Origin of the sequence: Streptomyces sp. NPDC047130, from assembly GCF_040643475.1 — a bacterium.
Classification (GTDB): Bacteria; Actinomycetota; Actinomycetes; order Streptomycetales; family Streptomycetaceae; genus Streptomyces.
Genome location: NZ_JBEYUK010000001.1, coordinates 282,551 through 307,980, shown reverse-complemented (window position 1 = coordinate 307,980; position 25,430 = coordinate 282,551). Strand labels below are relative to the sequence as shown.

Annotated in this window: 20 protein-coding genes and 1 pseudogene; 7 read left to right on the top strand and 14 right to left on the bottom strand. The window is 73.0% G+C overall.

The features are described from left to right. Window positions 1–32: 32 nt before the first annotated feature. From ABZ836_RS01370 to ABZ836_RS01355, 4 genes and pseudogenes are all read right to left on the bottom strand, one after another. On the bottom strand, window positions 33–1,085 hold the full coding sequence (locus ABZ836_RS01370; RefSeq protein ID WP_356128976.1) for a hypothetical protein: 1,053 nt from the start codon (window positions 1,083–1,085) through the stop codon (window positions 33–35). 41 nt (window positions 1,086–1,126) lie between these two features. Next, complete coding sequence (locus tag ABZ836_RS01365) at window positions 1,127–2,056, bottom strand: N-acetylneuraminate synthase family protein (RefSeq protein ID WP_356129216.1); 930 nt, start codon at window positions 2,054–2,056, stop codon at window positions 1,127–1,129. A gap of 354 nt (window positions 2,057–2,410) precedes the next feature. Beyond that, window positions 2,411–2,794 (bottom strand): annotated as a pseudogene (locus ABZ836_RS01360) (NTP transferase domain-containing protein); the annotation flags it as partial. 80 nt (window positions 2,795–2,874) lie between these two features. Next, window positions 2,875–4,182 (bottom strand): DUF6716 putative glycosyltransferase, encoded by a 1,308-nt coding sequence (locus tag ABZ836_RS01355; protein WP_356128973.1) that lies wholly within the window; start codon window positions 4,180–4,182, stop codon window positions 2,875–2,877. Window positions 4,183–4,430: 248 nt separating this feature from the next. Here ABZ836_RS01355 and ABZ836_RS01350 point away from each other — a divergent pair, with 248 nt between their 5' ends. Together ABZ836_RS01350 and ABZ836_RS01345 are read left to right on the top strand one after the other, a co-directional pair. Then, complete coding sequence (locus ABZ836_RS01350) at window positions 4,431–5,411, top strand: glycosyltransferase family 2 protein (RefSeq protein WP_356128970.1); 981 nt, start codon at window positions 4,431–4,433, stop codon at window positions 5,409–5,411. Further along, complete coding sequence (locus ABZ836_RS01345) at window positions 5,408–6,745, top strand: polysialyltransferase family glycosyltransferase (RefSeq protein ID WP_356128967.1); 1,338 nt, start codon at window positions 5,408–5,410, stop codon at window positions 6,743–6,745. Before ABZ836_RS01350 ends, ABZ836_RS01345 begins: the two co-directional genes overlap by 4 nt. A 120-nt stretch (window positions 6,746–6,865) precedes the next feature. Here ABZ836_RS01345 and ABZ836_RS01340 read toward each other — a convergent pair whose 3' ends face one another. The 3 genes from ABZ836_RS01340 to ABZ836_RS01330 form a co-directional block, all read right to left on the bottom strand. After that, the gene (locus tag ABZ836_RS01340; RefSeq protein WP_361138236.1) at window positions 6,866–9,232 is read right to left on the bottom strand and encodes a glycosyltransferase; all 2,367 of its coding nucleotides are present in this window, start codon (window positions 9,230–9,232) and stop codon (window positions 6,866–6,868) included. Further along, window positions 9,229–10,710 carry a glycosyltransferase family 29 protein gene (locus ABZ836_RS01335; protein WP_361138234.1) on the bottom strand — a complete coding sequence of 494 codons (1,482 nt, stop codon included), beginning with the start codon at window positions 10,708–10,710 and terminating at the stop codon, window positions 9,229–9,231. Before ABZ836_RS01335 ends, ABZ836_RS01340 begins: the two co-directional genes overlap by 4 nt. Before the next feature lie 266 nt (window positions 10,711–10,976). Continuing rightward, entirely contained in the window at window positions 10,977–12,557 is a 1,581-nt protein-coding gene (locus tag ABZ836_RS01330; protein WP_361138232.1) for a methylmalonyl-CoA mutase family protein, read from the bottom strand. Window positions 12,558–12,787: 230 nt separating this feature from the next. Between ABZ836_RS01330 and ABZ836_RS01325 the strand changes: the two genes are divergently transcribed. Further along, window positions 12,788–13,726 carry a L,D-transpeptidase family protein gene (locus tag ABZ836_RS01325; protein ID WP_361138230.1) on the top strand — a complete coding sequence of 313 codons (939 nt, stop codon included), beginning with the start codon at window positions 12,788–12,790 and terminating at the stop codon, window positions 13,724–13,726. A gap of 264 nt (window positions 13,727–13,990) precedes the next feature. Here the strand turns inward: ABZ836_RS01325 and ABZ836_RS01320 are convergent, their stop codons facing one another. The 5 genes from ABZ836_RS01320 to ABZ836_RS01300 form a co-directional block, all read right to left on the bottom strand. Further along, on the bottom strand, window positions 13,991–14,764 hold the full coding sequence (locus ABZ836_RS01320) for a succinate dehydrogenase iron-sulfur subunit (RefSeq protein WP_356128949.1): 774 nt from the start codon (window positions 14,762–14,764) through the stop codon (window positions 13,991–13,993). Further along, the gene (gene sdhA, locus ABZ836_RS01315; RefSeq protein WP_361138228.1) at window positions 14,764–16,518 is read right to left on the bottom strand and encodes a succinate dehydrogenase flavoprotein subunit; all 1,755 of its coding nucleotides are present in this window, start codon (window positions 16,516–16,518) and stop codon (window positions 14,764–14,766) included. Before sdhA ends, ABZ836_RS01320 begins: the two co-directional genes overlap by 1 nt. Before the next feature lie 19 nt (window positions 16,519–16,537). Further along, the gene (gene sdhD / locus ABZ836_RS01310; protein ID WP_356128943.1) at window positions 16,538–17,032 is read right to left on the bottom strand and encodes a succinate dehydrogenase, hydrophobic membrane anchor protein; all 495 of its coding nucleotides are present in this window, start codon (window positions 17,030–17,032) and stop codon (window positions 16,538–16,540) included. A gap of 8 nt (window positions 17,033–17,040) precedes the next feature. Beyond that, the gene (gene sdhC, locus ABZ836_RS01305) at window positions 17,041–17,421 is read right to left on the bottom strand and encodes a succinate dehydrogenase, cytochrome b556 subunit (RefSeq protein WP_356128940.1); all 381 of its coding nucleotides are present in this window, start codon (window positions 17,419–17,421) and stop codon (window positions 17,041–17,043) included. 137 nt (window positions 17,422–17,558) lie between these two features. After that, window positions 17,559–18,206 (bottom strand): 2-oxo-4-hydroxy-4-carboxy-5-ureidoimidazoline decarboxylase, encoded by a 648-nt coding sequence (locus tag ABZ836_RS01300; protein WP_361138529.1) that lies wholly within the window; start codon window positions 18,204–18,206, stop codon window positions 17,559–17,561. Window positions 18,207–18,554: 348 nt separating this feature from the next. Here ABZ836_RS01300 and ABZ836_RS01295 point away from each other — a divergent pair, with 348 nt between their 5' ends. The 3 genes from ABZ836_RS01295 to ABZ836_RS01285 all read left to right on the top strand — a co-directional run bounded on the left by ABZ836_RS01295 (window position 18,555) and on the right by ABZ836_RS01285 (window position 22,301). Continuing rightward, complete coding sequence (locus ABZ836_RS01295; protein ID WP_361138526.1) at window positions 18,555–20,123, top strand: glycoside hydrolase family 20 protein; 1,569 nt, start codon at window positions 18,555–18,557, stop codon at window positions 20,121–20,123. Between the two features lie 271 nt (window positions 20,124–20,394). Next, window positions 20,395–21,141, top strand: coding sequence for an RNA polymerase sigma factor (locus ABZ836_RS01290; RefSeq protein ID WP_361138226.1), 747 nt, complete (start codon window positions 20,395–20,397; stop codon window positions 21,139–21,141). Further along, entirely contained in the window at window positions 21,141–22,301 is a 1,161-nt protein-coding gene (locus ABZ836_RS01285) for a hypothetical protein (protein WP_361138224.1), read from the top strand. Before ABZ836_RS01290 ends, ABZ836_RS01285 begins: the two co-directional genes overlap by 1 nt. Before the next feature lie 102 nt (window positions 22,302–22,403). Here the strand turns inward: ABZ836_RS01285 and ABZ836_RS01280 are convergent, their stop codons facing one another. Then, entirely contained in the window at window positions 22,404–22,883 is a 480-nt protein-coding gene (locus tag ABZ836_RS01280) for an NUDIX domain-containing protein (RefSeq protein ID WP_356128931.1), read from the bottom strand. Window positions 22,884–23,014: 131 nt separating this feature from the next. Between ABZ836_RS01280 and ABZ836_RS01275 the strand changes: the two genes are divergently transcribed. Beyond that, the gene (locus ABZ836_RS01275; RefSeq protein ID WP_356128928.1) at window positions 23,015–23,788 is read left to right on the top strand and encodes a TetR family transcriptional regulator; all 774 of its coding nucleotides are present in this window, start codon (window positions 23,015–23,017) and stop codon (window positions 23,786–23,788) included. Window positions 23,789–23,866: 78 nt separating this feature from the next. Here the strand turns inward: ABZ836_RS01275 and ABZ836_RS01270 are convergent, their stop codons facing one another. Further along, the gene (locus ABZ836_RS01270) at window positions 23,867–25,420 is read right to left on the bottom strand and encodes an ABC transporter substrate-binding protein (RefSeq protein ID WP_361138221.1); all 1,554 of its coding nucleotides are present in this window, start codon (window positions 25,418–25,420) and stop codon (window positions 23,867–23,869) included. Window positions 25,421–25,430 lie beyond the last annotated feature (10 nt).

Here is a 25,430-nt window from a genome sequence, read left to right as displayed (position 1 = left end):
CGTGCGGGGGCGGCGGAGGGATGTGGCGGAGGTCAGAGGGGGGTGGGGCCGGGGGTGAGGCGGTGGATGTCGCGGGCGGCGAGGGTGACGCCGCTGAGGAAGCCCTGGGCGCGGGGGGAGGCCCGGTGGGTGAGCCACTCGGGGTCGATGTCGCACCCGACGACCCGCGCCCCCGTGCCGGCGAGCGCGAGCGGCAGCGTGTGCAGCACCGTGGACGGGAAGGACAGCACCGTCCGCGCGATCGGCCCGCGCCGCGCGATGAGCTCCAGCGGCAGGTCCGGGCGCACCACCTCCAGCTCCGCCTCCCCGGCGAGCCGGTGCAGTTTCTCGGTGCTCTCGCGCCGGTGCGCGAAGTACCGCCGCACCCCGTGTTCCCGCGCCAGCCGCCCCACCGCCGCGAGGTACGCGTCGACGTCGACGACGCCGGTCTCCACCAGCGAGGTCCCCACCAGGTCGGCCCCGGAGGTGACGGCCGGCGGCCCGAAGGCGGCGCGGGTCCACGCGAAGTCGTTCGCGGTGACGACGGCGTCGGCCGGGATCTCGGCCAGCGGCATGGAGGTGAAGATCTCCACCTGCCGCCGGTCCCCCGGCGTCAGCCGCCGCCGCGCCGAGCGGGAGACCGGCGCCAGCACCATCTCCCGCGGCGAGGGCCGCGCCCCGCGCCGGTGCCACCGCACCAGGGGCTCGCGCCGCGCGACCTGCGCGGTGAACTCCATGGTGGCGGTGCCGTCGTCGACGACCACCAGGTCCCGTGTGGGGGTGATGGTCAGCAGCAGCTGGACGTACCGCGAGAACGGGTCCCCTATGACGATCCGTTCGGCCCGCCGCAGCGGGCCGGCCAGCCCCCCGACGGTCCGGAAGGGGGCCGAGGCGCCGCCCCGGGCCTCCTCCCAGCGGACCTCGTGACCCTCCCGCCGGGCCAGCTCGGACATCCGCCGCAGCTGGCCCCGGCTCATCGGGTCGGTGGGCGACAGGACGACGAGGCAGATGCCCCTCTCCTGGGCGTGGGCCGCCCATTCGAGGGTGTTGAGCAGCTGAACGGGGCTCTCGACGAAGGCGAGAGTGCGCGGGCTCACGGTGCTCATGGGCGTTCCGCCGTCCTGTCGGTGGGGGGTTGGGGGTGCGGTCAGACCGCGGCCGGGACCTGCTCGGCGGCGGCCTCGGCGATCACGCCGGGGACGCGGCGCAGCTTCTTCATGGGGCCGATCTCGGACTCGTAGACCTTCTTGACGCCGTCGCCGAGGGAGGCCTCGATGGTGCGGATGTCGCGCACCAGGCGGGTCAGGCCCTGCGGCTCCACGGAGGCGGCCTGGTCGGAGCCCCACATGGCGCGGTCGAGGGTGATGTGGCGCTCGACGAAGACGGCGCCGAGGGCGACCGCGGCGAGCGTGGTCTGCAGGCCGGTCTCGTGGCCGGAGTAGCCGATCGGGACGTTCGGGTACTCCTGCTGCAGGGTGTTGATGACCCGCAGGTTGAGCTCCTCGGCCTTGGCCGGGTAGGTCGAGGTGGCGTGGCAGAGCACGATGTTCTCGGAGCCGAGGACCTCGACGGCGTGGCGGATCTGCTGCGGCGTCGACATGCCGGTGGAGAGGATGACGGCGCGGCCGGTGCCGCGCAGGGCGCGCAGCAGCTCGTCGTCGGTGAGGGAGGCGGAGGCCACCTTGTGGGCCGGGAGGTCGAACTTCTCGAGGAAGGCGACGGCCTCGGTGTCCCACGGGGAGGCGAACCAGTCGATGCCGCGCTCCTCGCAGTGCGCGTCGATGGCGCGGTACTCGTCCTCGCCGAACTCGACGCGGTGGCGGTAGTCGATGTAGGTCATCCGGCCCCAGGGGGTGTCGCGCTCGATGTCCCACTGGTCGCGCGGGGTGCAGATCTCCGGGGTGCGCTTCTGGAACTTCACCGCGTCGCAGCCGGCTTCCACGGCCGCGTCGATCAGCTTGATGGCGTTGTCGAGGTCGCCGTTGTGGTTGATGCCGATCTCACCGGTGACGTAGACCGGCTGGCCGGGACCGACGAGCCGCGAACCGAACGAGCGCAGGCGGGGGTTGGTGCTCATGAGGGGGAACTTCCTTACGTGGTTGGGGTGGTGCTGACCTGCCGTGTCCGGTGCGGTGCCGCCGTCCTGGTCGAGGAGCGGGGCCAGCGCGCGGGCGCGGGCGAGGTCGTGCGGATCGTCGATCTCCAGCACCCGTGCCGGGTCCGTGCGGACCAGGTCGGTGCGGCCGAAGAAGCGGTGCCGGTGGGCGCGGAACCCGGCCGCGTCCATGGCGTAGGCGGCGCCGGTCTCCAGGAGGTCCTGGGGACGGTCCTGGCGGCGCGGCCGGAAGGACTTGTCGTGGTTCACGCCGTGTCCCCCCGCGTCCTCCCCGGCGCCGTCGCGCCAGACGAAGCCGTGGAAGGCGGCGACGGTGACCGCGGTGTCGGCGCCGTTCTCCACCACCGCGGCGGCGACGCCGTCGACGTCGGCCGGGGTGAGGAACGGGCTGGTGCACTGGACGAGGAGGACCACGTCGGCCGGGTGGCCGGTGAGCGCCTCGTGGGCGTCCAGGGCGTGCAGGACGGCGGACTCGGAGGTCGCCGTGTCCCCGGCGATGGCGGCGGGGCGCATGACCGCCACCGCTCCCGCGGCGCGGGCCGCGGACGCTGTGGCGGGGTCGTCGGTGGAGACCGCCACGTCGGTGACCAGGCGGGCGGCCAGGCAGGCGCGGACCGCACGGGCGACCAGCGGGACGCCGGCCACCTCGGCGAGGTTCTTGCCGGGGACCCCCTTGGAGCCGCCCCGGGCGGGGATCACGGCGAGGACGCGGCGCCCCCGGGCGGTGGAGGCGGCGGTCGCGGAGGCGGCGGTCGCGGAGGTGGTGGTGGTCGCGGAGGTCACAGCTCCCCCAGTCGTCGGATCAGCGGGGCCACGCGCTGCACGCCGTGCCGGTACGCGCCGCGGGCGGTCTGCCGGACGACCCGGCGGACGGGGCCGGGCCCGCGGTCGGCGACGGGCGCGCCGGGCAGCGGGGCGCCGTCGGGGGCCAGGTGGTGGCGGGCGAGGATGCCGGGCAGGTAGCCGGGCGCCGTGTGGTGCGTGTAGTACGGGGCGAGGGGCGGCAGCTGCGGGGCCCGGAGCAGCTTGCCCAGGCGCTCGCGGGCGGCGTCGAAGGCGTGCTCGTAGCCGCCGTCGGCGGCGACGCCCTGGCGGGCCAGCCACTCCTCGTCGGGCACCGGCAGGTGGCCGGCGTCGAGCTGGTCGAAGGAGGCGAGGATGCCGGAGCCGGTGAAGTGGTGGTTGCCGAGCGCCTCGCGCACGCCCAGGTCGGTGAGGACCGCGGTGGGGATGCGGCGGTGCAGGGACTCCAGCGCTGCCGTGGAGGAGACCGTGACCAGCAGGTCGGTGCGGTCCAGGACCTCGCCCATGTGCCCGTAGACCAGGCGGAAATTGGCGGGGAGTTCCAGGCGCTGGGCCAGCTTCTGGTAGGGCAGTTCCTCGATGTGGGTGGTGTGCTCGCCCGGCCGGGAGCGCAGTTTGAGCAGCACCTCGCGCTCGGGGTGCCGGCGGGCGTGGCCGACGAGCCGCTCCAGCAGGTACGTCCGGTCCTTGCGGGACTCCGGGACGGAGGGCTGGGCGGCGAACACCACGGTGTACGGCCGCTCACCGCTCCCGCCCGAGCCCCCGCTGTACCGCTCGCCGCCGAGGAAGGGCAGGGCCACCTCGGTGACGGCGTCCGGGTCGGCGCCCACGCCCTCGTAGACGGCGCGGAAGCGGTCCGCGTCCTGGCGGGAGTTGGCGAGCACCAGGTCGGCGCCGTGGCGCAGCAGCAGGCCGTCGGCGAGCTTCTCGTAGACGATCCCGACGTACCCGGTGATCACCACCGGCCGGCGGCTCCCGCCGCCGGCGCCCCAGGCGTGGCGCAGTCCGTGCAGCATGGCCTGGACACCGCCGCCCACCAGGGCGAGCACCACCACGTCGTACGGCTCCTCGGAGACCGCGCGGAGGAACTCGACCGCGCTCACCTCGCGGAGCGAGTCGGCCTCGACGCCGACCTCGGCGAGCTGGCGGGGCGTGGGGGTGGCGCGGCCGCGCAGGAGGTGGCCGTCGAGGCGGATCTCCCGGCCGGCGGGCGCGAGGCGCCGCGCGGTGAGCGCGCCCCATTTCCACCGGGTGTCGGAGTCCGCGACGACCGCGACCCTCAAGGCCCCGGCGGTTGCGTTTTCTGCGGTACTTGCTGGCACGCCGGAAACGCTAGGAACGCATTCCGAGGCGCGGCCCAACCGCACGGCAACAAAGGGTGAACAGAAGGACGACGAAAAACCAATCGGCCGGTGGGAGGCCGGTATGCGGCATTCCGGAAAACGTGGTTCACATGATTTCCGGTCCTCGTTCACCCGTTGGACATCGAGGGGTAAGGGGCCGTGCCGGGCGAGCGCCTAGCGTCGGGGGCGTGGTCAAGCTCTCTGTGATCGTCCCCTTCTACAACGTGCGGCAGTACGCGCCCGACACCCTGAGGAGCCTGCAGGCCAACGCCCGGTCCGACGTCGAGTTCCTCCTGGTCGACGACTGCTCGACCGACGACACCCCGGCGCTGCTCGAGAGGGCGGAGCGCGACCTGCCGGGCGCGCGGCTGCTGCGGCACGAGCGCAACCGGGGCATCGCCGCCGCCCGCAACACCGGCCTGGAGGCGGCGCGCGGCGAGTACCTCACCTTCCTGGACGGCGACGACTGGCTCGCGCCCGGCCACTACGGGCGGCTGATCGCGGCCATGGACGAGCTGGGCTGCGACTTCGTGCGCACCGACCACGTCCGTTCCACGGGCCGCGAACGGGTGGTGCAGCGGGTGCCGCACGGCCCGCGGAACGTGGTGACGAGTCCGCGGGAGGCGATCCTGCCCGCGGACCGCTCCACCTCCGTCGACTACCCCTTCGTGTGGGCCGACGTCTACCACCGCCGGCTCGACGACCGGGGACTGCTGCGTTTCGTGGAGGGTCTGCACACCTGCGAGGACCGGCTGTGGACCTGGCGGCTGCACCGGGAGGCGGAATCCTTCGCGGTGCTCGACATGTACGGCGTCTTCTACCGCCGCGGAGTGGCCTCCTCGCTCACCCAGATCGGTGACGAGCGGCAACTCGATTTCCTGCGCGCATTCGACCAGGTGATCGCGGAGACCTCCGAGGACCGGGACGCGGACCTTTTCCTTCCGAAAGTCGTCCGCACGTATTGCGCGATGATGTGCCACCACCTGACCTCCGAGGCGGAGGGCAGATACCAGCCGGCGGTGGGACGGAAACTGAAGGCGCTGAGCGCCGCGGCGCTGCGCCGCATGCCGCAGGACGTACTCGACCTGACCCTGGACTCCATGGACGCCGAACGCGCCACCCGGCTGCGCCGGCTGCGCCGCCGTCCCGCCGTGGGAGCAGCCGCATGACCACCCAGATCTTCCTCGCCTCGACCCTCTACGGCACCGCCACCCTGGCCGCCGCCCTGGACGCGGGCTGCTTCGGCACGGCCCGCCGCCGGATCCTGCTGGTCTCCAACAACGCCGCCGTGCCGGAGACCACCCCCGCGCCGAGCGAGGCGCCCGGCTTCGGGAAGCTCCGCGAGCGCTTCGACGAGGTCGTCTCCTGGAACGGCGCCATCTCCCCGTTCCACCCGTCCGGCTGGGCGCCCCGCCCGGAGGACACGGTCCTGTGGGAGCGCCACCTGCGCCTGGCCTGGCGGCTGGGCGACGACGACGTCGAACTGGCCGTGGAGTCGATCCAGGCCCAGCCCGCCCTGGGCATCGCCCAGATCTTCGGCGCCGCTCCCCTGACCGTCTACGCGGACGGCCTGATGAGCTACGGGCCCACCCGGATCAAGCTGGACCCGCTGGTCGGCACCCGGGTCACCCGGCTGCTCCACCTGGACCTGGTCCCGGGGCTGCGCCCGCTGCTGCTCACCGAGTTCGGGGTGCCGGCCGAACTGGTGCCCACCGACGCCTTCCTGAAGGTGCTCGACGAGCTGGCCACCGGCCAGGACGCGCCGCCGGAGGCGGCCGGGTCGCCGGCGCTGCTGCTCGGCCAGTACCTGGCGGCCCTGAACATCCTCACGCCGGCGGAGGAGGAGCAGCTGCACCTGCGGATGGTCCGCGGCGCGGTGGCGCTCGGCCACCGGAGCATCGTGTTCAAGCCGCACCCCACGGCCCCGGCCTCCTGGAACCAGGCCCTGGTGGCGGAGGCCGAGCGCCTGGGCGCCGAACTGACGGTGCTGGACGAGCCGATGCTGGCCGAGGTGCTGTTCCGGCGGCTGCGCCCGGCGCTGGTGGCCGGCTGCTTCTCCACCGCCCTGTTCACCGCGTCCGCGCTGCACGGCCTGCCGGTGGCCCGCACCGGCACCACCCTGCTCCTCGAACGGCTCGCCCCCTACCAGAACAGCAACCGGGTCCCGGTCACCGTGGTCGACGCCCTGCTGCCCGACCTGGAGGACGCCGAGGCGGTGCGCGAGCAGCGGCCCGGCATGACGGTCGAGCAGCTCGGCGAGCTGGTGACGGCGGTGGGGTACGCGATGCAGGCGCGGATCCACCCCTCGCTGCGCCCGGCCGCCGAGGCGTTCCTGCGGGAGCACCAGGACCCGCGCTGGATGCGCTACTTCAAGCGCCGCCGCCTGACCAGCCTGGGCCTGCCCGGTGGCGTCCCGGACCAGCTCGCCTTCCTCGCCCGCAACCGCGCGCTGCGGCGGGCGGTGCGGCGGGCCAGGTCGCTGAGGCGGACGCTGCGCCGCTGACCGGCCGCCCCCCCTGAACGCGGGCCGCCCCCTCGCGAGGAGAGGGGGCGGCCCGTTCTTCGTGCCGTCGCGCGGCGCGGCTCGCCGGTGCGGCGCGGCCGGCCCGGCGGTGCGGCCGGTTCAGCGGTCCAGCAGCGCCTTGATCTCCGCGGCGTTGCTCCGGGTGATCTCCCACAGCTCGTTCTGGCGCCCGTGCACGTCGGCGACGGCGGCCCCGTGGTCGTCGAGGATGCCCAGAGCCCGCTCGGTGAGGACCGCGCCGAGGTTCCGGTCGTGGACGGAGACGCCCCACTCGGGCCGGCCGATGTCGGCGAGGAAGTACGCCATCTTCGGGTGCGAGATCAGGCTGACGATCGGGGTGCCGAGGCCGAAGGGGATCATCCCCGCGTGGCCGCGCATCCCGACGACCAGCCGGGTGGCCGCGTAGGTCTCCCTGATCCCGTCGTTGTCGAAGTCGTACAGGGGGACGACCGGCAGCGAGATGCCGTGCTCGCGGCGCAGGTCGAAGGCGATCCGCTCGTCGTCCAGCGAGTGCGCCGCGCACCGGACCTCGGCCCGCTCGCCGATCGCCCGGACCGCCTTGGCCATCTCGGCGAGGAAGTGGCCGTAGTCGTGGCCGAACCGCAGCCCCGCGCGGTCGTAGGCGGCGTTGAGCAGGACGGTGTCCTCGCGGCGCGCCGGGTCCGTCCAGCCGGGCAGGACGTGCCGGGTGACGGTGGTCGGGCAGGGCTGGAACCGCACCTTGTCCCGCAGTCCGGCCGGCAGCATCGCGCGGACCTTCTCGATGGAGCCGTGGTTGCGCAGGCCGAAGAAGGCCGAGCGTTCCACCAGCAGGCGCAGGCTCTCGGCGAACCGGCGGGCCCGGTAGGACTGCCCGTCGAAGGCGTTGAACCCGACGGCGTACACGACGACGGGCACGTCGATCGCGCGGAGCGCCTCGTCGGGGACGTTCCACTGCCAGCCGCTGGCGCCGTTGGGCATGGTGTCGGGGATGAACAGGCCCCCGCCGCCGATGACCAGGCCGCGGCGGGCGTTGACCCGCTCCAGGGCGGCCCGGTCGAAGAGCCGGTGGGCGTGGACGGGGTGCCAGCGCCGGGCGGTGGTGTCCGCGCCGAAGGCCAGCCGCACGCTTTCCGGGAGCAGCTTGTCGCCCGCGTTGCCCTGGCGCTCCATGTAGAAGGCGACGTGCGCCAGCTGGTCCTCCGGGGCGCCCTGCTGCTGGCCGGGGAGCGGGGCGGAGGGCCGGGAGCGCTGCGCCCACAGGCGGCAGGACCGGTGGGTCGGGTCGACGGACAGCCCGAGCAGCGCGTACCGCCGGGCCTCCGCGTCGTCGCCGTGCACCCAGGCGATCTGCGCCAGCCGGGCGTGGGCGACGGCGGCCCTGCCGGGGTCGGCGGTGGCCAGCAGCAGGTGGGTGCGGGCCTCCTCGTACCGGGAGACGCTCATCAGCGCCTGGCCCAGCACCTCGTGGCTCCAGGCGTCCCGCACGGGGAACTCGACCCGGCCGAGGACGTCCACGGCCTCCTGGTACTCCCCCGCCGCGATGTGCGCGAGGGCGACCTTGCGGGCCGTCTCCACGTCACCGGTGCGGGCCACGTGCGCGGTGCCGAGGTGGACCAGCAGGTCGTGGTGGGTCTCGGCGGCCGGCAGCGCGGCGAACGCGGCGCGGAACTCGTCGTCGCCCATGTCGTAGGCGTGCCAGCGCTCCTCCCCCCGCCCGTAGCCGGCCTCGCCGCCCTGCCAGGGCTTGTGGCGGCCGGTGAAGTGGAGGACCGCCACGTCCTCGGGGACCTCGAGGTCGCCGGAGAGCCGCCGCTTGACGAAGTTGTAGCGGGCGTCGAGGCGGACGAAGCCGCCGTCGAGGACGGCGTTGAGGATGCCCTGGTCGTGCTTGTCCAGCTCGTAGGCGCCGGTGCGGCCGGTCTCGTCGAGCCGGGCGCAGAACGCGTCGGACAGGTACTCCCGCTGGACGACCAGGAGGCCGGAGTTGAGCTTGTGCCGCCCGTGGAAGAACTGCGGGACGGCGGCGATGCCCTCGCGCAGCCGCAGCAGCTCGCCCAGGTCCCCGAGCACCACCATGTCGGTGTCCAGGGTGATCACCGTGTCGTAGTCCCGGATGCGGAACACGTCGAGGATGAAGTACGCCTTGCGGACGAGGTAGTTGTGCTGGTCGCCCTTGGCGTAGGAGTCGTAGTGGTCCGCGTTCACCCGGCGCAGCACGATCCGCGGGTGCAGGGCGCGGATCCGGGCGACGGAGGCGGGCCGCAGGTCGTCGTGGAGCACGACGAAGTCCTCGCACACGCCCGGGTTGGTCAGGGCGAGGCTGCGCAGCAGGGTCAGGAACCCGGGGAGGTAGTTCTCGTCCACGTACGAGGCGAAGGCGATGCGGCGCCGGCCGGTGAGGGCGTGGGCGGCGGTGTCGGGCGGCGCGAGGGTCTGCGACGGCTGGGCGGACGCGGCGGCCCGGTCGGGGAAGGTGGCGGTCATCGCAGGGAGATCCTCATGTCGGTCACGCGCCGGGCCCGCTCCAGGACCCAGTCCTTCTCGCTGGTGTACTCGTGGACGGTGGTGATCGGCAGCTTCATCGCGGCCTCGACCCGGTAGGCGCCGCTCTCGTAGAAGTCGAAGCCGATCAGGTCGATCACCGGGTTGACGTCCAGGAAGTCCAGCAGCCACAGCATGTTGAAGCCGCTGGTGGGGATGGCCGGCCAGGCCTCGGGACCGACCTTGCCGACGTTGCGCAGCGGCCAGCGCAGCGACTCGTCGCCCAGGTACTGCTGGGCGCCGGGCACCAGGCGGTTGCGCAGCGAGTACTTCCACTCGTGGGAGAGCCCGCCGAGGACCAGGCGGGTGGTCACCGGCTTCTCCCAGTTGAAGCCGTGCTTGTGGATGCTGACGTGGATGTCGGTCCGGGTGCCGGTGTGGGCGGGCTCCAGCCGGAAGGAGTTGAACCGCACGACCAGGTCGTAGTCGTCGATCTCCCGGCCGAGGGAACCGGTGGCCACCCGGCCGGAGTTGGCGACCAGGCACACCGAGCGTCCGGCGATCATGTTGCGGAACTCGCCGAGGCCGATCCACTCCACGTCGCCCATCGTGGGGTCGGCGACCGGGCCGCGGCGGCGCGCGCGGTGCTGGTCGGCCCACAGGCGGGCCGTCGTGGCGAGGTGGCCGACCGCGGCCGGGTCGCCGTCGGCACGGGCGTCCCGGACCCGCAGGTCCAGGTACTGGGCGAGCAGGTCCTGCCGGTCGGCGACCGGCGCCCCGGACCGGGCGTGCTCCAGCAGCGCGGCGACCAGCAGCGGCCTCGCCTCCTCCTCGCCGCCTCGGGCGCGCAGTTCCAGGCCCTCGTCCCACAGCTCGGTGACGGGCCGGGCCGGGACGTCCTTCGCGGCCGGGCAGTCACGGCCGAGGAGCTCCAGCAGCTCCCCCTCGCGCTCGGCGGCGAACCGCATGCCGGCGATCTTCGCGGCGACGCCGGTGCCGTCGTTCGCGGTGAGCGACAGGTAGCGCTCGAACGCCTCCACGGCGGCGGTCTCGTCGCCCATGGCCTCCAGCACCCGGGCGCGCAGCCGCCAGCCGGCCCGGGAGTTCTCCCGCAGGCCCACCACGGTGCCGCTGATCAGCTCGGCGAGCCGCCGTTCGTCGTCGTAGCCGCAGTGCAGCGCCTTGTCGGCCACGGAGACCAGGGCGTCCAGCACGTCGTTGCCGAGCCGGGTCCCGCCGCCACCGCCCTTGACCACCCGCTTGAGCACCGCGGCCGCGCCGGACGGTCCCTGCGGCGCCGTTCCGGCCGCGGGCCGCGTGCTCCACAGGGCCATCAGCCGGCGCAGCCGCTCGGCGAGTTCGACCCGCCGGGGGTCGACGGTGCCGACCAACTTGCCGCTGTGCACCGCGCAGGCGGCCAGGCAGTCCTCCAACCGCCCCGCGCCCCGGGTGCCCGGACGTCTCTCCTCGACCACCGTCATGCCACTCCCGCTCGCTGCCGCGCCCTCGAAGGTCTCCGGGGCGGATGGGTCCTGTGAGCAAGCTAGGAAGGAAAAGCGGCGCGGAGGTGAATGAGTCCCGGCGGGAGGGCGAATGATGGGAACTCAGGACGACGGCCGGGTGACGGGAGGACGAATCCGCCGCTCCCGTCACCCGGCCGTCGTGCGCCGTCGTGCGCCGTCGTGAAGGCCGTCGTGGAGGCCGTCGTGGAGGCCGTCGTGAAGTTCCCGCCGAGGGGCCGGGCCCGTCAGAAGGCGTCGGTCGGGACGTAGGCGCCCCAGACCTCGCGCAGCGCGTTGCAGACCTCGCCCACGGTGGCGCGGGCGCGCAGGGCGTCCTTCATCGGGTAGAGCACGTTGTCGTCGCCCTCGGCGGCCTTCTTCAGGGCCGTCAGCGCCGCGTCGACGGCCGGCTGGTCGCGCTCGGCGCGCAGCCGGGCCAGGCGCTCGGCCTGCTGGGCCTCGATGGCCGGGTCGACGCGCAGCGGCTCGTAGGGCTCCTCCTCGTCGAGCTGGAAGCGGTTGACGCCCACCACGACCCGCTCGCCGGAGTCGGTCTCCTGGGAGATCCGGTAGGCGCTGCGCTCGATCTCGGACTTCTGGAAGCCGCGCTCGATGGCGGCGACCGCGCCGCCCATTTCCTCGACCTTGCCCATCAGTTCGACGACCAGCTCCTCCAGGTCGTCGGTCATCCTCTCGACGACGTACGAGCCGGCGAACGGGTCGACGGTGGCGGTCACGTCGGTCTCGTAGGCCAGCACCTGCTGGGTGCGCAGGGCGAGGCGGGCCGACTTGTCGGTGGGCAGCGCGATGGCCTCGTCGAAGGAGTTGGTGTGCAGCGACTGGGTGCCGCCGAGGACCGCGGCCAGGCCCTGCACGGCCACGCGGACCAGGTTCACCTCGGGCTGCTGGGCGGTGAGCTGCACGCCCGCGGTCTGGGTGTGGAAGCGCAGCATCATCGACTTGGGGTTCTTCGCGCCGAACTCCTCGCGCATCACCCGGGCCCAGATCCGGCGCGCGGCACGGAACTTGGCGACCTCCTCGAGGATGGTCGTGCGGGCCACGAAGAAGAACGAGAGCCGGGGCGCGAAGTCGTCCACGTCCATGCCGGCGGCGACGGCGGTGCGGACGTACTCGATGCCGTCGGCGAGGGTGAAGGCGATCTCCTGCGCGGGCGAGGCGCCGGCCTCCGCCATGTGGTAGCCGGAGATGGAGATGGTGTTCCACTTCGGCATCTCGGCCTTGCAGTACTTGAAGATGTCCGCGATCAGCCGCAGCGAGGGCTTGGGCGGGAAGATGTACGTGCCGCGGGCGATGTACTCCTTGAGCACGTCGTTCTGGATGGTGCCGGTGAGCTTGTCCGCGCTCACGCCCTGCTCCTCGGCGACGAGTTGGTAGAGCAGGAGCAGCAGCGAGGCGGGGGCGTTGATCGTCATCGACGTGGACACCTTGTCCAGCGGGATGCCGTCGAACAGGACCCGCATGTCGTCGACGGAGTCGATGGCGACGCCGACCTTGCCGACCTCGCCGGAGGCGATCGGGGCGTCCGAGTCGTGGCCCATCTGGGTGGGCAGGTCGAAGGCGACCGACAGGCCCATGGTGCCGTTGGAGATCAGCTGCTTGTAGCGCTGGTTGGACTCCACGGCGGTGCCGAAGCCGGCGTACTGCCGCATGGTCCAGGGACGGCCGGTGTACATCGAGGGGTACACGCCGCGGGTGAACGGGTACGATCCCGGCTCACCGAGTTTCTCCTCCTGGTCCCAGCCCTCCAGGGCGCCGGGCCCGTAGACCGGCTCGATGGGCAGTCCGGACTCCGACTCGCGCGCCATGGAATGTTCCTCCGCGTCCTTGCTGGGATGGGGCCGTTGGGGTGGTTACTCGCTGGTAAAGGGGGGTCCTGCCACGGACTGTAGCGGCGCCCCCTCGAGCGGTGGAGGGGCACACGCTGGGAGCTTGCTCACAAACCGCTGGAGCGGGTCCTGGTTCGGCGGGGCCCCGGGGCGGGGAGCATGACGGAAACGGCACGGAACTGGGCGCGGGAGCGACGGGGGTCGGCAGGATGGGAAGACGCGGAACGACGACGTGGGGCGCGGCCGCGCTGGCCGTGACGGCGGCGCTGGCGGGGTGCACGGTGCAGCCGGGCAGCGAACCGGCGTGGACCCGGGTCACCGCGGACGACAGGAACACCGGGACCGGCGCCCCCGCCGCTCCCCCGCCCGCCGGGTCCTCCCCTGCGACGACCGCTCCCGGGCCCTCGCCGACCCGGAGCGCCCTCCCGCCGAACTCCCCGGCCCCCTCCGGCCCGTCGTCCCGCCCGTCGGGGCCGTCCGGGCCGGCGACGCCGTCCGCGCCCCCGCCCGCCCCGGCGAAGGTCCTGTGGTCCCCCGGCGACCGGGGGCGCGACGTCCGGGAGGTCCAGGCCCGGCTGCGGCAGATCGCCTGGCTGTTCGAGGGGCCCACGGGGGTGTACGACCGGGCCACCGAGGAGGCGGTGAAGGGCTTCCAGGACAAGCGCGGTCTGCCCAGCACCGGGCGGATGGACTCCGTCAGCTGGCAGCGGCTGCTGGACATGACCGCCGAACCGGGGCAGTGGGACCTGTATCTGATGGGCGGCCAGGAGCCGGGCCCGCCCGACGAGCGCTGCAGGAAGGGGCGGGTGCTGTGCATCGACAAGACGACCCGCACCCTGCGCTGGATGGTCGACGGCCGGACGCTCTCCCACATGCCGGTCCGCTTCGGCTCGGTGGCGACGCCGACCCGTGAGGGCGTGTTCAGCGTCTACTGGAAGTCGCGGCACCACGTCTCGACGCTCTACGACTCGCCGATGCCCTACGCGATGTTCTTCAGCGGCGGCCAGGCGGTCCACTACTCGCCGGACTTCGCCGAGCGGGGCTACGCGGGCGCCTCGCACGGCTGCGTCAACGTGCGGGACGAGGACCTGATCGCCCGGCTGTACGCCGCGGTGCGGGAGGGCGACAAGGTCGTCGTGCACGGCTGACCGGCACCGCCGGCGGCACCGCGGGGCGGGGAGGGGTGCGCGGGCGGGGCAGGGGGAACGTGCCCCGCCCGCGCGGGATGCGCGGCCGGGTGTACGGGGGGGAACACCGGCCCGCGCGACAGCCGATGACCAGTCGGCCCACTTCCTTCAGCGCCGCGGCCCGCGAAAACGTCACACCCCGCACGACGAGGGCCCCGTACCCGGTGGTCGTCCCACCCGGTACGGGGCCCTCGTCGTGCGCGTTCCGCCTCGCGGCGGCGGGGGTCAGATGCGACGCGTGATCAGCGCGCGCTTGACCTCCTGGATCGCCTTGGTGATCTCGATGCCACGCGGGCAGGCGTCCGTGCAGTTGAAGGTGGTGCGGCAGCGCCACACGCCGTCACGGTCGTTGAGGATCTCCAGGCGCTGCTCGCCCGCCTCGTCACGGCTGTCGAAGATGAAGCGGTGGGCGTTCACGATGGCGGCCGGACCGAAGTACTGGCCGTCGTTCCAGAACACCGGGCAGGACGACGTGCACGCGGCGCACAGGATGCACTTGGTGGTGTCGTCGAACCGCTCGCGGTCCTCGGCGGACTGCAGGCGCTCGCGCGTCGGCTCGTTGGTGTCCTTCGTGATCAGGAAGGGCATCACGTCGCGGTAGGCCTGGAAGAACGGCTCCATGTCCACGACGAGGTCCTTCAGGACCGTCAGACCCTTGATCGCCTCGATGGTGATCGGCTTCTCGGGGCTGATGTCCTTGATCAGCGTCTTGCACGCCAGGCGGTTCTTGCCGTTGATCCGCATGGCGTCGGAGCCGCAGATGCCGTGCGCGCAGGAGCGGCGGAAGGTCAGCGTGCCGTCCAGGTCCCACTTGATCTTGTGGAGACCGTCGAGCACGCGCTCCTTCGGGTCCATCTCGATCTGGAAGTCCTGCCACTCGGCCTCGGCCGAGACCTCCGGGTTGAACCGGCGGACGCGGAAGGTGACCGTGATGAAGGGGGAGTCGCCGAAACCGGCCTCGGGGGCGTCGGAGGACTTCTCCATGGTCGGGGTTGCCATCAGTACTTACGCTCCATCGGCTGGTAGCGGGTCTGGACGACCGGCTTGTAGTCGAGACGGATGCTCGTCGAGCCGTCCTCGGCCACCTCTCGGTACGCCATGGTGTGGCGCATGAAGTTGACGTCGTCGCGGTTCGGGTAGTCCTCGCGGTAGTGACCGCCGCGGGACTCCTTGCGGGCCAGCGCGGAGGTGGCCATGACCTCGGCCAGCTCCAGCAGGTTGCCCAGCTCGATGGCCTCGAGCAGGTCGGTGTTGAACCGCTTGCCCTTGTCCTGGATCGCGACGTTCTTGTAGCGCTCGCGCAGCTCCTGGATCTTCTCCAGCGCCGCCTTGATCGTCTGCTCGGTGCGGAACACCATGACGTTGGCGTCCATGGTGTCCTGCAGCTCGCGGCGGATGTCGGCCACCCGCTCGCCGCCGGTGGCGTTGCGCAGGCGCTCCACCTCGGACTGCACGAACGCGGCCGGGTCCTCCGGCAGCGGCGCGTAGTCGGCGGAGTGCGCGTACTCGGCGGCCGCGATGCCGGACCGCTTGCCGAAGACGTTGATGTCGAGCAGCGAGTTGGTGCCCAGGCGGTTGGCGCCGTGCACGGACACGCAGGCGACCTCGCCGGCCGCGTACAGGCCCGGGACCACCGTGGTGTTGTCGGCGAGGACCTCGCCCTGCACGTTGGTGGGGATGCCGCCCATGGCGTAGTGCGCGGTGGGCTGGATCGGGATCGGGTCCGTGTAGGGCTCGATGCCGAGGTAGGTGCGCGCGAACTCGGTGATGTCCGGGAGCTTCGCGTCCAGCTGCTCCGGCGGCAGGTGGGTGAGGTCCAGGTAGACGTGGTCGCCCTCGGGACCGCAGCCGCGGCCCTCGCGGATCTCCGTGTAGATGGAGCGCGAGACGACGTCACGCGAGGCGAGGTCCTTCATCACCGGCGCGTACTTCTCCATGAAGCGCTCGCCGTGCTTGTTGCGGAGGATGCCGCCCTCGCCGCGGGCGCCCTCGGTGAGGAGGATGCCCATGCGCCAGATGCCGGTCGGGTGGAACTGGAAGAACTCCATGTCCTCCAGCGGGATGCCCCGGCGGTAGACGGCCGCCTGGCCGTCACCGGTGAGGGTGTGCGCGTTGGAGGTCACGCGGAAGAACTTGCCGGTGCCGCCGGAGGCGTAGATGACCGACTTGGCGTGGAAGACGTGGATCTCGCCGGTGGCCAGCTCGTAGGCGACGACGCCGGCGGAGACCTTCTTGCCGTCGACCTCGGCCAGCAGCTGGTCCAGGACGTAGAACTCGTTGAAGAACTCCACGCCCTCCTTGACGCAGTTCTGGTACAGCGTCTGGAGGATCATGTGGCCGGTGCGGTCCGCGGCGTAGCAGGACCGGCGGACCGGGGCCTCGCCGTGGTTGCGGGAGTGACCGCCGAAGCGGCGCTGGTCGATGCGGCCCTCGGGGGTGCGGTTGAACGGCAGGCCCATCTTCTCGAGGTCGAGGACCGAGTCGATGGCCTCCTTCGCCAGGATCTCCGCGGCGTCCTGGTCGACCAGGTAGTCACCGCCCTTGACCGTGTCGAAGGTGTGCCACTCCCAGTTGTCCTCCTCCACGTTGGCCAGCGCGGCGGCCATGCCGCCCTGCGCGGCGCCCGTGTGGGAGCGGGTGGGGTAGAGCTTCGTCAGCACGGCGGTGCGGCTGCGCTTCGTCGCCTCGATGGCGGCGCGCATGCCGGCGCCGCCGGCGCCGACGATGACGGTGTCGTACTTGTGGATCTTCATGAAGTCTGCAGCCCCGGATCTAGCGGATGTTCGGGTCGAAGGTGAAGATCACCAGCGTGCCCAGCAGGATGGTGAACACCGTGGCGGTGTAGAGCAGGCCCTTGAGCCACACCCGGGTGTTCGCGCGCTCCGCGTAGTCGTTGATGATCGTGCGCAGGCCGATGGTGCCGTGGAGCATGGCGAGCCACAGCATCAGCAGGTCCCAGACCTGCCAGAACGGCGAGGCCCAGCGGCCGGCCACGAAGGCGAAGCTGATCTTCTGCACGCCGCCGTCCAGCACCAGCTGCACCAGCAGGTGGCCGATGACCAGGACGACGAGCACGACGCCGGACAGGCGCATGAAGAGCCACGCGTACAGCTCGAAGTTGCCGCGGGTGGAACGCCCGGTCTTCTTCGTGCGCTTGCGCGGGGGCTCGATGACGGGAGCCGGGTTGTCGACGGAGTAGAGGGAGGCGCCCTCCACCGGGCCGATGCCCGGGGCGGCGGTGTCCGTCTTGGCGGTGTTGTTCGACATGCTTGGCGTCAGCTCCCGAAGACTTCAGCAGCGGCGTGGCCGAGGACGGGGTACAGGGCGCCGATCATCAGCACGACCCAGACGCCGACGACGGCCCAGAGCATCTGCTTCTGGTAGCGGGTGCCCTTCGACCAGAAGTCGACGGCGATGACACGCAGGCCGTTGAGCGCGTGGAAGAGGATCGCGGCGACGAGGCCGTACTCCAGCAGCGCGACGATCGGGGTCTTGTACGTGGCCACGACCTCGTCGTAGGCCTCGGGGGAGACACGCACGAGAGCGGTGTCCAGCACGTGGACGAACAGGAAGAAGAAGATCAGCACGCCGGTGACTCGGTGAGCCACCCACGACCACATTCCTTCCCGTCCGCGGTAAAGCGTTCCAGCCGGCACGGAAGAACCCTCCGGGAGCGGGGATTGGGGCCTCGCCGGCTTTGTCTGTCGGACGGGCCCGGCCGGGTACGGTCCACCGGCCCCGGCCATCGTAGCGACGTGCTGTCGGAACCTTTAGCGCAGCCCTGCCGATGTGATCAAACCGGTAGCCCCAGCGGGGGTGCGAATGGGGGGAATTCGGCACATTCCGTACCGAAATCAAGGGCACGATCGGAACGAATCAGTCGGGTGAGTCGTTCGCGCGCCAGTTGCCGGAGCTCCTCGGCGGCGACCACCCGCTCGTCCTCCGCGGTCAGGGCCAGCCGGCTGCGGACCGTGGTGAGGACGTGGTTCAGCGCGTCCTCCGGGTCCACGCCCTCCAGCGAGAGCACGAAGCCGTGGCCGAAGCGCTGCTCGTACGCCACCCAGGCCGCCCGCACCGCGGTCCGCGCCGCCCGCGGCATCGAGCGGACCACCCGCAGCTGCGCCTCGGACCACAGCCCTCCCCCGTCTCCGGCGCGCCGCGGCCCGGCCCCTGCCCCCGCCGCGGGGGTGGAGGGCTCGTCGGCGGCGAGGAAGGCGCGGGCGAGTTCATCCGTCCGGAGCAGCCGGCACTCCTCGCGCACGGCGGCGAGCAGCTCCTCGGGCGGGAGGTCGTAGGCGGCCTCGTCGGAGGCGGCGAGCAGGGCCGCCGCGTCCGGGTACGGACGGTGCGCCGCCATCCGGGCGGCCCAGCGGGAACTGCGCAGGCAGCGGGAGAGCAGGTGCCTGGCGGCGGTCTCGGATGTCCGGTTGAACCGCTCCAGGCCGTCGGGCGTGTACGAGCCCTGTTCCGGGATACGTGGCGATGGCAGCGGGAGTCCTCGGCGGGTCCGGGGGCGCCGTGCGGCGGCGCCGGTCGTGGTCGGCGGGAACGTTGCGCGGACGGTGCGGGAGTTGTGGACACACGGTAGCGGGGCGACCACGGAGGCGGTAGCCGAATATCCGTCTTTCACCCGCAGGGGAGAGAGGACCGGCCAGGGGTGGACGCCGCGCGTCGGCAGGCGAGGGGGACGAAACGCTCTTACGTTGGCAAGGTGAGCCAGCACAGTCGTCGTACCGCAAAGAACCCGAAGCACGGCAGGTCCGGACCTTCCGCCGACCGGCTGCGGCGGATGAGGCAGGCCCGGTGGGCCGCGGCGGCGGTCCTCACCGCCGGCTCGGTGGTCCTGGCCTACAACCTCTGGCCCGCCGGGGACGGCGGGTCGCCCGGCAGCCGCACGCCGGCCGGCACCCGCGCCGCGCCCAGCACCTCGCCGGTCACCGGACCGCCCCGGACCATCCCCGCGGTCCGCGCGTTCACCGCCGCGTCCGGCCCCGGCTGGAAGCCGCGGGAGGGCGCGCGGGTGGTGGTCGACGACGACTCCCTCGCCGACGAGGGCCGCCTCGTCGCCCAGGAGCTCGGCATGTCCTACGCCGGGAAGAAGGGCGCCGGCGACGCCGAGGACGGTGACCTGCGGCTGGAGACCGGCGGTGGGCAGGGCGGCAACCCGGAGGCGTACCGGCTGACCGTCCGGGACGGGCGTGCGGTGATCGACGGGCCGACCGACGCCGGGGTCTTCCTCGGCACCCGCACCCTGAAGCAGCTCGCCGCCGCCGGCGGCGCGCCCGAGGGCGAGATCCGCGACGAGCCGGCCAAGCCCAAGCGGGGCCTGATGCTCGACATCGCCCGGAAGTTCTACTCCGCCGACTGGATCGAGGACCGGATCCGGGAGATCGCCGACCTGAAGTACAACGAGTTCGGTCTGCACTTCTCCGACGACCAGGGCTTCCGCATCGAGTCGAGCGGCCACCCGGAGGTCGTCTCCGAGCGCCACCTCACCAAGGCCGAGGTGCGGCGGATCGTCGACCTCGCGCGCAGCCTGCACGTGCGGATCGTCCCGGAGATCGACTCCCCCGGGCACCTGGGCGCGGTGCTGGAGGCCCACCCGGACCTCCAGCTGTACAACGCGAACGGCCGTCCGGCCGCCGGGGCGATCGACATCTCCAAGCCGGCCTCGGGAAGGATCGTCGACGAACTGATCCAGGAGTACTCCGAGGTCCTGCCCGGCACCGAGTGGCACCTGGGAGCCGACGAGTACCTGGCCCTGATGGCCGAGGACCCGGAGGCCTCCTACCCGAACCTGGCCACCGCCGCCCGGGAGAAGTACGGCCCCGACGGCACGGTCGAGGACCTCACCACCGAATGGCTCAACGACCGGGCCGCCACCGTGAAGAAGCTGGACCGCACCCCGCGGGCCTGGAACGACGGGTTCTTCGACGGGGGCGCGGTGGCCCCCGCGAAGGACATCCAGGTGGCGTACTGGACGGGCAAGGAGATCGGCGCCCGGGAGCCCGTCGAGTTCCTGGAGGCCGGCCGCCAGGTGATCAACTACAACGACGAGTACCTCTACTACGTGCTCGGCGAGCCGCAGACCTTCGTCTACCCGACCGGCCGGCGGATCTACGAGGAGTGGACGCCGTTGGTGGTGCGCGGTTCCACGCCGGTGCCCGAGCGGTACGACGGCCAGATCCTCGGCGGCTCGTTCGCGGTCTGGGGCGACCGGCCGAACGCCCAGACGCAGGAGCAGGTGGCGGCGGGGCTGCGGATGCCGCTGCGGGCCACCGCCCAGAAGCTCTGGGACCGCCGCGACCCGGCGCTCGACTGGACGGAGTTCCAGCAGCTCGCGGAGCGCCTGGGCTGAGGACGGCCCTCGCCCCCGACGAGGCGACGGCCGGGGCCGCCACCCCCCACAGGAGAGGCCCCGGCCGTCGCTGCCGACGGACCGTCACCGGCCCGCAATGGTGTCAGCGTCCTTCCTCGCAGATTTGTCACACCAACCACACAAAAATCGTCGACTCCTCCATGGGAACGTGGACGTGGGCTCCCCGGCGCCGTAACGTGCCTGTCGCGACGGAGACGAATCCGGGCCGCGGCAGCGGCGCCGGTCTGGGCGCGAGAAAGGCACGCGTGGGGTGGGGGACGACGCGGAGCTGACCACCGCGGTGCACGCGGCGCAGGACGGGGACGAGACCGCGTTCCGGACTGTGTACCGCACGGTGCATCCGCGGCTGCTCGGTTATGTACGGACACTGGTGGGCGAACCCGACGCCGAGGACGTCGCCTCGGAGGCATGGCTGCAGATCGCCCGCGACCTCCACCGGTTCAGCGGCGACGCGGACCGCTTCCGCGGCTGGGCCGCCCGGATCGCCCGCAACCGGGCGCTCGACCACATCAGGATGCGGGGCCGCCGCCCGGCGACCGCGGGCGACGAGACGGAACTCGCCGACCGGCCGGCCGGCGCCGACACCGCGGCCGAGGCGATCGACGCCCTCGCCACGGACCGCGCGTTCGCGCTGATCGCCCGTCTGCCCGCCGACCAGGCCGAGGCCGTGGTGCTGCGCGTGGTGATGGGGCTGGACGCCAAGTCCGCCGCCGCGACCCTCGGCAAGCGGCCCGGCGCCGTACGCCAGGCCGCGCACCGGGGGCTGCGGAAGCTGGCCGAACTGCTGGCCGAGCCGGCGCCGGAGGCGGAGGCCGGGGCGGGGGCCGGGGCGGAGGCGGGAGGGGGGCCGGAGCCGGTCGCCGCCGCCTCGGTGGAGGCCGTCGCGGAGCGGATCGGCATACTCGGCCTGGTGCCGCCGCCGCGGTGGCCGCGCCAGAGGCTGGCGGCGTCCGCCGGAGTGACGTACGCGCCGACGCGGACGCAGAAGGACATGTGATGCCCGACGAGCACGACAGGTGGCTGGACCGCGACACGGCGGAACGTCTGCTGCGCGGTGAGCGCCTGGACGCGGGGGCCCCGGCGCCGGCCCGGGACCTGGAGCGGGTGCTGGACCGCCTGTCGGCCGGACCGGCGGTGGTCCGGGGCCGGGACGCGGCGGCGGACGTCGTGGGCGGCGCGTGCGGGACCGGCGGCGCGTGCGGGGCGGGCGAGACGTGCGGGACCGGCGATGCCCGCGGGACCGGCGGCGCGTGCGGGGCCGGTGGTGAGGAGGCCGCGGTGGCCGCCTTCCGCGCGGCACGGGCCGTCTCCCCCGCGGACGTGCCGGGCGCCCCGCGGCCGGTGCGCGGACGCGCCCGGGGCCGGGGCGCCGCCCGGCAGCGGTTCGTGCTGGCCGCGGTGCTGGTGACCGGTGTGGTCGGCGGCGGGGCGGCGATCGGCGGCGGACTGCACGCGCTGGGGTCCGCGGAGCGCGCCCCGGCCGGGGTGGCGGCCACCGCGATACCGGTGCCGGCGGGCACCTCCACCCCGGTGCCGCTGGGCTCGGAGACGCCCGGGACGGGTCTGCCGCAGGACGCGGCGTCCGGGCTCACCGGCCTCACGTCGGCCGCCCCGCAGGACGGCGGGACGAACCGCGGCGACCGGGACCACGACGACACCGGGACGGCGGGCACGGCGGACCGGCGCGACCGGGACGGCGGCGAGGCCTCCGCGGGCGACGGCGACCGGGCCGGGAAGCAGGGCCGCGCCGCGAGCGGGTCGCTGCGGGCCGTCTGCCGGGCCTACCTCGCGGGCCGTCCGCTGAGCGCGGAGCAGCGCCGGGGACTGGACACCGCGGCCGGCGAGGCGCGGCTGTCCGCCGCCGACTACTGCGCCCGCCTGGTGGGCGAGGACCGTTCCCCGGCCGACGGCACCGTCTGGCGCGACGACGACCAGGACGACGACCGCCGCGGCCGCCCCGACGACGGCGAACGCGGCGGCGGCCACTCCGACCGGGGCGGCTCCGACCGCCCGCTCCACCGGAACGACGCGGACACCCGCGACGACCGCGCCTCCGGCGGCGGCGAGCGCGACGGCAGGGGCGACGGCGACCGGGGTGCGGGCGGCGGCGACCGCGACCGGCGCGACCACCACCGCACCGGCGCCTCCGGCCGCTGACCCCTGTCCGGCGGCGCCTCCCACGGCGTGGAGGCCGGCTCGGAGGCCTGCGCGCAGCCGTTGGCGATTCACCCTGACGCCGGACGGGGCGGGGGGGCGGTGTCAGGCCGAGCCGTCCAGGCCCTCCGTCGCCCCGGCGATCAGCGCGCGGTGGGCCGGCTGGAGTCCCTCCGGCAGGTCGGCGGGGTCGCACCACCGCGCCTCGAGGATCTCGAAGTCGTCGACGACCAGTTCGCCGCCGACCAGCTCGGCCTCGTAGGCGACCTCCAGCCGCAGCCGGAACCCGCTCCGCAGCCGGACCAGCCGGCCGGGTCGCACGTCGAGGCCCGTCTCCTCCTTGACCTCGCGGACCACCGTCTGCCCGAACTCCTCGCCGCGCTCGGCGAATCCGGTCGGCAGCCCCCACGGCCGGTCCGGGTGCCACAGCCGGTGCCGCAGCAGCAGCACGCGCCCCCGGTCGTCCCGGACGACGCCGGTCACGCCGACCATGAAGGTCGCGTTGGCCAGCCAGAGGATCCGCCACTGCCACTGGCCGCGGATCCGCCGCCAGAGGGTGGCGATGAACCGGTGAGGAGTCGTCACCTCCCCAGCGTAGGCCGAGGACGGCCGGGCGCACCGCGCGGGAACCGGCTGGTGCCTCGGCGCCCCCGGCCCCCGCCGCCGCCCCGACGGGGCATGCGCCACGGGCCGACGGCACTGGTTAGGCTCGGGGCGTGCCCGAACCGAAGGAATCCAGAGCCCCCAGGCCCAAGAGCGAGCAGACCCGCACGCTGATCCTGGAGACGGCGATGCGCCTCTTCCAGGAGCGGGGGTACGACCGCACCACCATGCGGGCGGTCGCCCAGGAGGCCGGGGTGTCGGTGGGCAACGCCTACTACTACTTCTCGGGCAAGGAGCACCTGATCCAGGGCTTCTACGACCGGATCGCCGCCGAGCACCGGGTGGCGGTCCGGTCGGTCCTGGACCGGGAGACCGATCCGCAGGCCCGCCTGGCGGGGGTGCTCAAGGCCTGGCTGGACGTGGCCGAGCCGTACCACGAGTTCGCCGCGCAGTTCTTCAAGAACGCCGCCGACCCGGACTCCCCGCTGAGCCCGTTCTCCCCGGAGTCCAAGGGGCCGCGCGAGGAGTCCATCGGCATCTTCCGCGAGGTGCTGGCCGGTTCGAAGGCCAAGGTGCCGGCCGAGCTGAAGGACACGCTGCCGGAACTGATGTGGCTCTCGCTGATGGGTCTGGTCATGTACTGGGTCTTCGACCGCACCCCGGGCCGCGAGCGCAGCTACCGGCTCGCCGAACGCGGCGCCCGCCTCACCACCCTGGGCGTCTCGCTGGCCCGCTTCCGGGTGCTGCGGCCCCTGGTCCGCGAGGTGCACGAGCTGTTCACCGACTTCCTCCCGGGGCTGGCCGGCCCCGAGCCGGACGCGGAGGGCGACGGGACGGCGGGCGGCACGGCGAAGCCGGACGCGGAGGCGCCCGGCCGCTCGGACTGAGCGGCCGGGCGGCCTCGGGGACGGCACGGCGGCGTCAGGCGGTGTCGTGACGGCCCCGGACAGGGTCGCGGTCGGCCGTCAGAGCCAGCCGAGGCGCCAGAGGCGGTAGACGCCCGTGCCGTCGCTGAGGTACTGGCCACCGCCGACGTCCTTGCTGGTGACCGTGTACTCCTTGCGCTGCCAGAGCGGGATCATCGGCACGTGCTCGGCCGTCCGCCGCTGGATCTCCTCGAAGGTCCGCACCGCCCGCACGCGCTCGCCGAAGGACTGGCTCTGCAGGATGAGTTCGTCGATCCGCTTGTCGCTGAAGCCGTTCTTCATGCCGTTGTCGGTGCCGATCAGCACCGCGGAGAAGTTGTCCGCGTCCGGGTAGTCGGCGATCCAGCCGACCGTGTACGCGTCGAACTTGCCCTGCGCGTACTGCTTCTGGAAGTCGGCCCACTCGCGGCCCTCCAGCTGGACGAGGAACAGGCCGCCCTCCTCCAGCTGTTCCTTCAGCTCGTAGGCCTCCTGCTCGCGGGCGCCGGTCCGCGGGAAGCCGAGCTCGATGCGGACGGGCGTCTGCACGCCGGCCTGCTGCAGCAGCTCGCGGGCCTTGCCGGGGTCGCGCTCCGGGAAGGCGTCGAAGAAGGCGGTGTTGTGGCCGGTGAAGCCCGCCGGGATCAGCGAGTAGAGCGGCTCGACGGAGCCCTGCATCACCTTGGCGGCGATCTTCTCGCGGTCGATCATCCAGGCCATGGCCTTGCGCACGGAGGTGTCGGCGAGCGGCGACCCGTCCTGGACGTTGAGGACCAGGTTGTTGGTGGTGGAGCCGGAGCTCTCGGACACCCGGTAGTCGGGGTCGGTGGTCGACAGCCCGGCGATCGTGTCCGGCGGGAGCTGGCGGGAGGCCACGTCGATCCGCCCGGCCTTCCACGCCTTGTCCAGGGACTCGGAGTCGTGGAAGTACCGCAGGGTGACCGGTGCGGGCTTCTCCTCGACGGCCCCCCGGTAGTCCGGGTTGGGCTCGAGGACCGCCTCCTTGCCCTCCTTGTAGGAGGCCAGCCGGTACGGGCCGGTGCCGTCGGCCTTGTTGCCGCCGCGCAGCTCCTTCTCCGGGTACAGGGTGCTGTCGACGATCGCGCCCGCGCCGGTCGCGACCTTGAACGGGAAGGTGGCGTCCGGGCTGGAGAGCCGGAAGGTCACCTCGTCCCCGTCGGCCTTGACCGACTCGAGGGTGGTGAACAGCGAGGCCGGTCCCACCTCGGAGTCGATCGCGACGACCCGTTCGAACGAGTACTTCACGTCCTCGGCGTTCATCTCCCGGCCGCTGGGGAACTTCAGCCCCTCGCGCAGCGTGCAGACGTACTCGACCGCCTCGTCGCTGGTGAACGAGCACTCCTCGGCGGCGTCCGGCACCGGCTCGGTGCTGCCGAGCTGGTAGGTCAGCAGCGTCTGGTAGACGTTGGAGAACACTCCCCAGGACCCGGCGTCGTAGGCGCCGGCCGGGTCCAGCGAGGTCACCACGTCGCTGGTGCCGACCACGATGGGTTCGGCGTCCGCCGAGTCGTCCGGCAGCAGCTGCCACGCACCGACGCCGACCACCGCGAGGGTCAGCACAATCGCAAGAATCCGCACTCGAATCGAGCGCACAGGTCCCTCC

What these genes read in the sequence shown, in the direction of transcription:
- sdhA (WP_361138228.1), bottom strand. Translation starts at nt 16,518, where the DNA reads ATGAAGATCCACAAGTACGACACCGTCATCGTCGGCGCCGGCGGCGCC.
- ABZ836_RS01285 (WP_361138224.1), top strand. Translation starts at nt 21,141, where the DNA reads ATGCCCGACGAGCACGACAGGTGGCTGGACCGCGACACGGCGGAACGT.
- ABZ836_RS01335 (WP_361138234.1), bottom strand. Translation starts at nt 10,710, where the DNA reads ATGACGGTGGTCGAGGAGAGACGTCCGGGCACCCGGGGCGCGGGGCGG.
- ABZ836_RS01295 (WP_361138526.1), top strand. Translation starts at nt 18,555, where the DNA reads ATGAGGCAGGCCCGGTGGGCCGCGGCGGCGGTCCTCACCGCCGGCTCG.
- ABZ836_RS01340 (WP_361138236.1), bottom strand. Translation starts at nt 9,232, where the DNA reads ATGACCGCCACCTTCCCCGACCGGGCCGCCGCGTCCGCCCAGCCGTCG.
- ABZ836_RS01330 (WP_361138232.1), bottom strand. Translation starts at nt 12,557, where the DNA reads ATGGCGCGCGAGTCGGAGTCCGGACTGCCCATCGAGCCGGTCTACGGG.
- ABZ836_RS01320 (WP_356128949.1), bottom strand. Translation starts at nt 14,764, where the DNA reads ATGGCAACCCCGACCATGGAGAAGTCCTCCGACGCCCCCGAGGCCGGT.
- ABZ836_RS01325 (WP_361138230.1), top strand. Translation starts at nt 12,788, where the DNA reads ATGGGAAGACGCGGAACGACGACGTGGGGCGCGGCCGCGCTGGCCGTG.
- ABZ836_RS01365 (WP_356129216.1), bottom strand. Translation starts at nt 2,056, where the DNA reads ATGAGCACCAACCCCCGCCTGCGCTCGTTCGGTTCGCGGCTCGTCGGT.
- sdhD (WP_356128943.1), bottom strand. Translation starts at nt 17,032, where the DNA reads ATGTCGAACAACACCGCCAAGACGGACACCGCCGCCCCGGGCATCGGC.
- ABZ836_RS01370 (WP_356128976.1), bottom strand. Translation starts at nt 1,085, where the DNA reads ATGAGCACCGTGAGCCCGCGCACTCTCGCCTTCGTCGAGAGCCCCGTT.
- ABZ836_RS01345 (WP_356128967.1), top strand. Translation starts at nt 5,408, where the DNA reads ATGACCACCCAGATCTTCCTCGCCTCGACCCTCTACGGCACCGCCACC.